The organism is Tahibacter sp. (genome assembly GCF_035481375.1).
Taxonomy (GTDB): Bacteria; Pseudomonadota; Gammaproteobacteria; order Xanthomonadales; family Rhodanobacteraceae; genus Tahibacter.
Genome location: NZ_DATIGT010000347.1, coordinates 1 through 9882 on the forward strand (window position 1 = coordinate 1; position 9882 = coordinate 9882).

Below are 9882 nucleotides of genomic sequence, written 5' to 3' on the forward strand. Positions count from 1 at the left end.
GACAGCGGCAACGGCCGTTACCTCATCGACACGCTGTTCCGTCAAGGCGCCGGCGCGACGCCGCCGGCGACGCCTGCCGACGGCCTGGCGCCTGCACCGGCCACGGCACCGGTCAACGCGGCACCGGCCGACCGGACCGCGAACGCCGAAGCCGCACGCATCTTCGCCAACGCCGTGCGCGTCGGCTCGCTGAGCGCCGAGGACAGCCGCTATCTCGCCGACGTCGTCGCGCGCCGCACCGGCCTGACGCCGGCCGAGGCCGACGCGCGCGTCAAGGCGGCGTACGCGAACTGGGAAAGGACGGCGGCGGCGGCGAAAGAGGCCGCCGACAAGGCGCGCAAGGCGGCGGCCTACGCGGCGCTCTGGCTGTTCATCTCGCTGCTCGGCGGCGCGTTCTTCGCAAGCTTCTGCGCGACCTGGGGCGGCAGGCGCCGCGATCTCGTGGACTGACCGATCCCGGACATTTTCCCTAACTGGAGAAATACCATGCGTTCGATCCTGTTGCTGCTGCTCGGCGTGCCGCTGCCGATCGTCATCCTGATCGCGCTGTTCGTCCGCTGAATCGAGCCCGGCCCGCAGGCGGCACCGCCGCCTGCGGCCGACCGCCCGCAGTAATGCGGCATCGTCGCCGGCGCGGTCGTGAACGGCGGACTGATTTCGCTGAGCCCCACGCTGTTTCGCCGCCACCCGGCGTGAACGTGAACGACGTCGAGAGCTTCGCGCGATCCCTGCATCCGTTCGAGTCGAAACACTTCGCAATGCCGTTTCTCGCCCAAGCTCGGCACGCTGGCCGGCGCGCTCGCCGCCCGGCTGATTGCCGCAAGCCACAATTTCCGCTTCGCGTATGCGATCGGCGGGGCGTTTCCTCTGCCGTGATGCAGCCGCGTGCTTCATGATTCCGGCACCGGCGTGGTTCATGACGCCGGACCTGCAGTTCGCTTGTCTGCCGATGGCGTGGACAGGCGGCCGCATCGGAGTTGTCCCGACGCACAGCGGCGGCATCCGACGCGCGGCAGCGTTGCGCGGCGTTCGCGATCGCGCGAAGCAGGTAGCAAATTCGCAACGTGAAAATAGTTTCACGCTTGGTTATGCTCGATCGCGCCAGAAACAGGTGCGCCGGGCGAGCCGTTCATCGCACCACTCGTCGCGAACTACCGGGCTCGCTCAACCGGAACGATCAAGCAATTCGTGCCTTGGCACGGGTTCGACAGGGGGCGGTCCGATGGAGGGTATTGCTGACGACAAGGGCGAAGCGGAATCGCCGGACGCATCGCTGTCGGAATCCGACGCGGTCACACGCCTGCCGGGCGTGCGCGCGATGATCCTGCGCATGACGCGCGACGTCGCGCTGACGAACGACCTGACGCAGGACGTGCTGATCGCCGTGCTGCTGGCCATCCGCGAGGGTCGCATCCGCCGGCCCTCGGCTCTCGCGGCCTACATGCACGAGTCCGCGCGCCACATCGTCTATGCGGCCAATCGCAAGGCGCAGCCGATCACGGTGGCCGAGCTGCCGGAACAGGAACCGCTGTGGCTGGACAGGCAGCGCACGCCGCTGGAACATTGCGAGGAAAGCGAACTGCACAGGCTTGCGCACGAGGTCCTGGCCGAGCTGCCGACGCAGCGCGACCGCGACCTGCTGACGGGCTTCTATATGGAAGGCGCTGACAAGGCGGAACTGATGCAGCGGCTGCAGCTCACGGCCGACCAGTTCGACAAGGTGATGTTCCGCGCGCGGTCGCGGATGCGTGACCGGCTTCGCGAAAAAATGCAGCCGCGCGTCGACGCGGTGCGAGGTGCGGCTTCGTCTGCGCTCCCTATCAGCGGCAGACCGAGGTCCGAATGATTTCAGCGCTCGACAACCACCTGCTGCGTGCCTACCTCGACGGCGGCATGGACGAGGCGGCCGCCGAGGCGTTCGAGATCCTCATGATCGAACGCCCGGAGCTGGCCGAGCTGGTCGACGCCGACACCGCGCTGCGGATGGGGCTCGCGCCGCAGGAGGTCGCCGCGTCGGCGTCATCGCCCGTCGCGCCGGCCGCGGCGGCCTCGACGGTCGTCCCGCTGCCGGCGCGCCCGTCGCGCACCACTGCGTGGGCGCCGCTGCTCGCGGCTGCCAGCGTGATGCTGGCCGTGGGCATCGGACTCGGCCGGCAGTGGTCGCCGCAGGCACCCGACCTGGTGCCGACGACGCTGCTGTCCGTGGACCGCATGCGCAGCAGCATCAGCGACGTTCCGAAGCTGCGCCTGCCCGCCGACGGCCAGATCGTGCTCAGCGTACCGGTCGCGTCCGCACCGGGCTGCACGCCGACCGTCAGCATCCGCCAGTCCGACACCGTGCTCGCGGCCCGCGCGACGCCGGACGACTTCGGCTTCGCCAACCTCGGTCTCGCGGCCACGCGTCTTGCGCCGGGCAAGGCCGAGGTGACCGTCGACTGCGACGGCCGCGAGCGCGTGAGCTATCCGGTCGAATTCACGCGCTAGCACTCAGTAGCGTTCGAGCACCCGCGGCGACAGAGACGTCAGGAAATCCTCCGCATCGAACGCCTCTCCGGCCGCCAGCGCGCCGGTGCCGAGGCCGCGTCCGTCGGCGATGCGCTCCAGCGCCTCGACGACCAGCGGCGCGGTGATCGCGTAGATGTCCTGCCCTGTCGCCGCGGCACGACGCGCCTGCCCTGCGTGCGTCACGCGCACCTCGATCGCGAAGCGCTGCGCCGATCGTCCGGCTGCGTCGACGGCAACCGGCGCCGGTGTGTCGGCGCTGCGCACTTCCTCGATCGCGGTGCGGTTGAGATGCGAGTGGAGTTCCCGGACCCGCAGATGCCGCGAGATCGTGATCGTTTCCGAGAACGGCAACGCGACCATGGCCTGCGTCCCGAACGGCGCCGGAAACTGCCATTCGCGCAGCGGCGGCGGATTCGCAAGATCGGCGAGCCGGCCGTCCGAGACGACGCGACGGCGATAGTGATTGCGCTGGCCGGTCAGCCGCGTGCCCGCCGTCGGATGCCAGCGGTCCAGCGCGACGGCGACGTCGATGGTTTCGACCTGCGGCCAGTCGCCCGTCGCCGCGGTCGCGAGCAGATCGGCGAGGCCGCCGTAGAACGCCATGCCCGGAAGCACGACGATGCCGGCTTCGCGCGCCGCGTCCGCGTGACGCTCGAACGTGTCGAGCACCGACTGCTGTTCGGCGCTGACATCGAGATACGCGATGCGCGCACGCAAGGCCGCTTCGATCACCGGCGTCGCCGTGTCGAGGAACGGCCCGGCGCAGTTGATCACGGCAACCGCGCCGTCGAGCGCCCGGTCGAGCGCGGCCGGATCGTCGACCGGGGCGATGCGCAGCGGCAGCGCCGGATAGTCGCGACCCAACGCCTCGAGCTTCCGCGCGTCGCGACCGCACAGGATCGGCGACCAGCCGCGCCGGGCGAGTTCGGCGACGACGAAACGACCGGTATGCCCGTAGGCGCCGAAGACGGCCGCCGTGCGATTCGCGCTCATGGCCGGACTCCACGGACACGGCTCGTGCGGTTGCGCTTTCCCATATCGGCGATTCCGTCGGCGCCCGCGATCCGGGCACGCAAAGGAAGCCAGAACCGCGCGCGGCCACGCTTTCGAATTCTTTAGCGAATCTCGCGACGCGACGCCGCCGTTCTCGCCTATGGCAGAGCCGCCCTGGCCGCTGGCAGCGCGGCGTCGGATGCGGCCGGCGCGAGTCCGCGCAGCAGCCGCGTGGCGGCCTGCTGTTCGTCTGCGGTCAGCGTTTCGAGAAACGCGACGTCGCCGGCCACGAGCACGGCGACCGGCAGTCCGTCGCGGAACAGCACGCGGTTGCCGGGGATGCGTGCGGCCTTGTCGCCCGGCAGCAGCGTGCCGAGCAGGTTCGCCGGATCGGTCGCGGCGACGGCGATCCATCGGTCTTTCTTTTCGTCGCGGCGCGTCTTGCGCATCGCGGCGACGGCGTCGGGCAGCGCGAACTGCTCGCCGGGAATGCCGGTGACGAAACGGCCGCCGCGGATCTCGCCGCGCGCTTCGAGACGCTGGTACACGCGCACGAGTTCGCGCCAGGGCGGCAGCCAGGCCGCTTCGCGTTCGAGCAGGCGCCAGCAGATCATGCCGTAGCGGCGCAGCAGCGCGCGTGCGACATGTTCGATCTCCTCGGCCTGCGCGGACTGCTGCGGCGCGCGGATCGGCGCCCAGCGGCCCGCGTCCTGGATGCCGAACAGCGCCGGCTTGCGGCGGCGCAGGCGCGAACCGCCGCCGTCGCGTTTGGAGGCGGGCACGAGCAGCGCGCGCAGCCCCGCGAAACTGTCGCAGTGCGCGCGGCCGCGCACGACGAGTTCGGCGAGCGCGTCTTCGAGTTCGGTGCGCAGCAGGCGCGCGCCGTCGGCGATGTCGTCGAAGAACGACGCGCCGTGCGCGTCGAGATAGTCGGCGACGCGCTGCGCGCGCGAGCTGAGTTCCGGTGCCTCGTCGGTGCGCGGCACGAGCCGCGTCCACACGGGCGCATGGCGGCGCGGCAGCAGCAGGATCGGCGTGGCGCGCAGCGAGGTGTTGCCGCGCGCGGCGCCGTCGCCGGTGCTCGGCCGCAGCCGCGTCCACACCGTGCGGCCGGCGGTGCAGAGTTCGTCGAGCCAGCTGATCGAATAGTCGCGCACGCGCGCCGGCAGCAGATCGGCTTCCCACGCCACGGCGGGCGCTTCGAAGCCTTCGAGCAGCGCGAGCACGCCGGCCAGTGCCTCGGGGCCGCGCACGCGCTCGCCGTCGCTGAGCCGCTGCCAGTCGAACAGGAAGCGCTGGAAGTCGCGCGGCGCGATCGGTTCGATCTCGCGGCGCAGCTGCTTGAGCGTGTAGCGATGGATGCGCGCGAGCAGATGGCGTTCGCACCATTCGTCGACCGTGCCGCCGGGACTGAAGCGACCCTGCATCACATAGCCTTCGCTCTGCAGCGCGAGCAGTGCCTGTTCGACGTCGGCCCGCGGCAGGCCCAGCGACTGCGCGAGCGCCGCGGCCGGCGTCGGCCCGAGGCTGGTCAGGCGCGCGCGCAGCAGTTCGCGCAGCGCGGTTTCGCGCGTCCATTCGACCTGCGCGAATTCCTCGGGTACCGCGACGTCGGGCACGCAGGCCGCATCGCCGAACAGCGTGCGTACGAGCGGCACCTGCTCGGTCGCGACCCACAACGGAACTGCCGCGTCGTTGGCGATGCGAGTCGCGCGGCCGTCGGCGGCCAGCGCCATCAGCCAGTCGTGCCAGCCGGGATTGACCTGCGCTTCGTCGTCGGTGACGACGCCGATGCCGAGCAGCGCCTCATGCATCTCGTCGGCGCTGCGCGGCTGCGGCCAGGCTTCGTCGCGCACGGCGTCGATCGCCGCGGCGTCGAGCTTGCCGAGTTCGTCGGCGGACTCGGCCTCGCGATAGAGCCGGCTCTGCACGGCCTGCGTGCGGCGCTCCTCGAGCGGCGCATCGTCGAGAAACGCGTAGGGACGCGCGTTGAGGATTTCGGCGGCGAGCGGCGACGGCAGCGGCAGGTCGCGCGCCGTGACTTCGATCGCGCCCTGCTCCAGCCGGCGCAGCAGGCGCAGCCAGCCCTCGCTGTCCATGGCTTCGTGCAGGCAGTCGTGCAGCGTCTGCGCGACGAGCGGATGATCGGGGATCTCGCGCTCGCCGACGATGTTCTCCAGGCACGCGACCTGATCGGGAAACACCGTCGCGAGCAGGTCTTCGGATTTCATGCGCTGCAGCTGCGGCGGCACCTTGCGTCCGCCGACGAAGCGCGGCAGCGCGAGCGCCGTCGTCGCGTTCCAGCGCCAGCGCACGCCGAACAGCGGCGCGTCGAGCAGCGCCTGCACGAGCACGTCGAGCGCCGAGGACGAATGCAGGTAGCGCGAGACCTCGATCAGCGGAAAGCTGTGGCTCGTCGACAGCGACAGGATGATCGCGTCCTCGGTCGCCGCGGCCTGCAGCTCGAAATTGAACTGGCGGCAGAAGCGCTTGCGCAGCGCGAGACCCCAGGCGCGATTGAGCCGGCTGCCGTAGGGCGAATGCACGATGAGCTGGGTGCCGCCGGATTCGTCGAAGAAGCGCTCCAGCACGATGCGCGACTGCGTCGGCAGTTCGCCGAGCGCCGCGATCGCCTTGCCGAGATAGTCGACGATCTGCCGCGACGCTTCCTCGTCGAGCCCGACCTCGCGCATGAGCCATTGCAGCGCGGCTTCCGCGCCGCCGGCGGCGATCGCGGCGGCAACGTCTTCGCGCAGCCGCGACACGCCGGTGGAGAGTTCGTCGCTGCGGCCCGGCGCTTCACCGAGCCAGAACGGAATGTTCGGCGGCAGGCCCCTGGCGTCTTCGACGCGCACGCGGCCGGGCTCGACGCGCAGGATGCGGTAGCTCGCGTTGCCGAGCTGGAACACGTCGCCCGACAGGCTTTCGATCGCGAAGTCCTCGTTGACCGTGCCGATCGTGTGCGACTCCGGTTCGAGCACGACCGCGTAGTCGCCGGTATCGGGAATCGTGCCGCCGGACATCAGCGCGGTCATGCGCGCACCCTTGCGTTCGCGCAGGCGCTTGTGGACCGCGTCGCGGTGCAGGTAGCCCGCGCGCGCGCCGCGGCGCGTCGTGAAGCCTTCGGCGAGCATGCGCACGACCGCCGCGTAGTCGGCGCGCGACAGATCCGCGTAGGGCGCGGCGCGGCGCACGAGCGCATACAGCGCGTCCTCGTCCCAGTCGCGGCTCGCGGTCTCGGCCACGAGCTGCTGCGACAGCACGTCGAGCGGCGCGACCGGGATGCGCAGCGCGTCGAGCTCGCCGCGGCGCACGCAGTCGAGCAGCGCCGCGCACTCGACGAGTTCGTCGCGCGACTGCGGAAACAGGCGCGCCTTCGGCACGCCGCCGACGGCATGGCCCGAACGCCCGGCGCGCTGCAGGAACGCCGCGATCGACCGCGGCGTGCCGAGCTGGCAGACGAGATTCACGTCGCCGATGTCGAGCCCGAGTTCGAGCGACGCGGTCGCGACGAGCACGCGCAGCTCGCCGCGCTTGAGGCGCTGCTCGGCGTCCAGGCGCAGTTCGCGCGCGAGACTGCCGTGGTGCGCGGCGACCACGTCCTTGCCGAGCCGCTCGCCGAGGTGGCGCGCGGCGCGTTCGGCCATGCGCCGCGTGTTCACGAATACCAGTGTGGTCGAATGCGCACGCACGAGCTCGGCGACGCGCTCGTAGACCTGTTCCCACTGGTCGGTCGACATGACCGCCGACAGCGGCGTCGGCGGCAGTTCGAGCGCGAGGTCGCGTTCCTTGCCGTAGCCGATGTCGACGATCTCGCAGTCCGGCGCGGTCGCGCCGTCGCCGGCGCCGACGAGGAAGCGCGCGACCGCGTCGATGGGCTTCTGCGTCGCCGACAGTCCGACGCGCACGAGCGGCTGCGCGCACAGCGCCTGCAGGCGCTCGATCGACAGCGCGAGATGGCTGCCGCGCTTGCTCGCGGCGACGGCGTGGATTTCGTCGACGATGATCGTGCGCACCGTCGACAGCATCGCGCGGCCCGACGCCGAACCCAACAGGACGTACAGGGATTCGGGCGTCGTGACGACGATGTGCGGCGGCTTGCGGAACGCCTGCTGCCGCTCCGCGGCCGGCGTGTCGCCCGTGCGCACGGTCGTGCGGATCTCCACATCGGGCAGGCCGAGCGCGGCGAGTTCCTCGCGGATGCCCGCGAGCGGCGCTTCGAGATTCAGGCGGATGTCGTTGGACAGCGCCTTCAGCGGCGAGACGTAGACGACGGCGGTTTCGTCGGGCAGCCCGCCGTCCTCGAGCCCGCGCCGCACGAGTTCGTCGAGCGCGGCGAGAAACGCGGTCAGTGTCTTGCCCGATCCGGTCGGCGCCGCGACGAGCGTGTTGCGCCCGGCGCGGATCGCCGGCCACGCGGCGGCCTGCGCCGCGGTCGGCGCGGGAAACGTGCGCTCGAACCAGCGGGCGACGGCGGGATGGAAATGCGTCAGCGGCATGGAATCAACACGATCGACTGCAGCGGGAACGGCGAGGCGATCGATATGGGGCAGCGTGCGAGGGGCGTCAAGCGAGGGCGGCCATAGCGGACGGGCACCGCTTGCCGCCGGATCGGCGCGTGCACGCGGGCCCTACCTTCCGCTCGTCAGCGACGTCAGGAACTCGCTGCCGGACGGCGTGAGCATCCAGAGGAGCACGCTCGCATTCACGGCGGCGGAAAACCAGAACGCGGCGATGAACGACGCCTTCTTCGACTTGTGACGCAGCAGCTGCTGCGCAAGCAGCGCGCCCGGCCAGCCGCCGAACAGGCCGAGCATGTGGAGCGTGCTTTCCGGCGTGCGCCAGCGATCCGCCCTCGCCGCCTCCTTGTCGAGCGCATAGGCGCCGAACGTCACGATGCTCATGACGACATAGACGACGGCAATTGCGGCGGGCAAACGACCCAGAGCAACCAGCGCCGGCACCAGCAGCAGGAACGCGACAGCAACGGCGAGCAGCCCGGGTCGCCTGCCATGCCGGAACGACGACGACGGCGATTTCGTCGTGACGACATGAGCCGCGCTCGCCGCCCGCAGCCGGCCGCGCTCGTCGCGCTCGGCCGTGTAGTTCACGCGATCGTCCTGGGCAGGACGGCGACCGCCACGCGGGAAATTCCGGATGTGCACGAAGACGTGCTCGCCGCCGCCGTCGGGCGTGATGAAGCCGAAGCCCCGGTCGTCCCGCCACGCGGTGATGCGGCCCTGGAAGCGCACGGTCGGTCTCGCGTCAGCGTTCACTTCGGCGCGGAACCCGCCGTGCCGGCACGGCTCGCCGCGGGCGGGCGCCCGGACTTGCGCGGCTTCGCTGCCGCCTTCGCCGCGTTGGACGCGACGCGCGCACGCACGATCGCGGCGATGAGTTCGAGCGGCATCGGCAGGTCGTACGGAAATTGCAGGTTGCCCTTCGGCCCCGCATAGCGGGCAGCCTCGGCACGAAGCGCCGGATCGTCCACCGGCGGAAACAGGCCGAGGTGATGCTTGAACGCGCCAAAGTAGACGACTGCGCCATTCTGGAAAAGCGCGGGCATGCGGTAGCTGATGCGCTCCTCGGCCTGCGGCGCCGCCTGCTTCACGGTCGCGCGAACGGTGCGGAGCACGGCCTGGACAGCAGGCGGAAAGCGGTCGATGTACTCGTCGACAGTCGCAGGAGCGGTGTTCATGTCATCCCCGTTTGCATCGCACGATATCCTGCGGGGTCCGGCCTCTGCGCCGCACGCGCCGTCACCCTTGGTACGGCCCTTTCACTTCGCCCCAGCCCCAGCGCGGCATGGGCGCATCCGCATCGACGGTCGCCCCGGGCTGGGAATTGATGACGGCGAGCCGCGAACCCCATTCGAGATAGCCGACGAGTGCGGACCGGAACTCCGGATCGTCCGGCAGGCCGAGTTCATCCGCGGTCGCGAGCAGCAGCTCGACCCAGCGGCGCCGCTTTTCCTGGCTCAGGTGGCGGTTCAGATGCTGCCGGATCATATGCGGATGACCGCCGTGAGACGCCGAGTAGATCGCGGGACCGCCGAGAACCTCGCCCAGGAACGCCGCCACGTGACCGGGATGCGCCGCGTCCATGTGCGCGAAAACGGGCCCGAGCAGTTCGTCCTGCCTGACGTGCTCATAGAAACGCGCCGTCAGTCGGTTCAAGGCATCGATTCCGCCGAGCCATTCGTAGAGCGTCGGAACTGCGGGTGCCTGCATGCTGGAATTCCGTCCGGTCGCCGGGCGCCATCATGCCAGCATGCACCGCACGCGATCGAGCGCGCCGGCGTCCGATCGGCGGAGCCGGGTCCGGACCGGCGCCGGACCCGGCGAGTTCAGGAAAACGACAGAAACGGCGGTTCTAGAAACCGCC

7 protein-coding genes and 1 pseudogene are annotated in these 9882 nt (G+C 70.6%); 3 read left to right on the forward strand and 5 right to left on the reverse strand.

The features are described from left to right. From VLF18_RS22955 to VLF18_RS22965, 3 genes and pseudogenes are all read left to right on the forward strand, one after another. Positions 1–450: pseudogene (locus tag VLF18_RS22955) on the forward strand (hypothetical protein); the annotation flags it as partial. Between the two features lie 466 nt (positions 451–916). Next, positions 917–1846: a sigma-70 family RNA polymerase sigma factor gene (locus VLF18_RS22960; RefSeq protein ID WP_325281957.1), complete on the forward strand. Its 930-nt coding sequence runs from the start codon at positions 917–919 to the stop codon at positions 1844–1846. Further along, positions 1843–2484 (forward strand): hypothetical protein, encoded by a 642-nt coding sequence (locus VLF18_RS22965; RefSeq protein ID WP_325281958.1) that lies wholly within the window; start codon positions 1843–1845, stop codon positions 2482–2484. The genes VLF18_RS22960 and VLF18_RS22965 overlap by 4 nt, the downstream gene beginning before the upstream one ends. Positions 2485–2487: 3 nt before the next feature. On the opposite strand, the gene VLF18_RS22970 is transcribed toward VLF18_RS22965, so the two are convergent. The 5 genes from VLF18_RS22970 to VLF18_RS22990 all read right to left on the reverse strand — a co-directional run bounded on the left by VLF18_RS22970 (position 2488) and on the right by VLF18_RS22990 (position 9728). Beyond that, positions 2488–3498 carry a saccharopine dehydrogenase family protein gene (locus VLF18_RS22970; RefSeq protein ID WP_325281959.1) on the reverse strand — a complete coding sequence of 337 codons (1011 nt, stop codon included), beginning with the start codon at positions 3496–3498 and terminating at the stop codon, positions 2488–2490. 158 nt (positions 3499–3656) lie between these two features. Beyond that, the gene (locus VLF18_RS22975) at positions 3657–7997 is read right to left on the reverse strand and encodes a DEAD/DEAH box helicase (RefSeq protein ID WP_325281960.1); all 4341 of its coding nucleotides are present in this window, start codon (positions 7995–7997) and stop codon (positions 3657–3659) included. A gap of 132 nt (positions 7998–8129) precedes the next feature. Beyond that, complete coding sequence (locus VLF18_RS22980) at positions 8130–8774, reverse strand: cold shock and DUF1294 domain-containing protein (RefSeq protein ID WP_325281961.1); 645 nt, start codon at positions 8772–8774, stop codon at positions 8130–8132. Next, positions 8771–9196, reverse strand: coding sequence for an iron chaperone (locus VLF18_RS22985; protein ID WP_325281962.1), 426 nt, complete (start codon positions 9194–9196; stop codon positions 8771–8773). The genes VLF18_RS22980 and VLF18_RS22985 overlap by 4 nt, the downstream gene beginning before the upstream one ends. 61 nt (positions 9197–9257) lie before the next feature. Further along, entirely contained in the window at positions 9258–9728 is a 471-nt protein-coding gene (locus VLF18_RS22990) for a group II truncated hemoglobin (RefSeq protein ID WP_325281963.1), read from the reverse strand. Positions 9729–9882 lie beyond the last annotated feature (154 nt).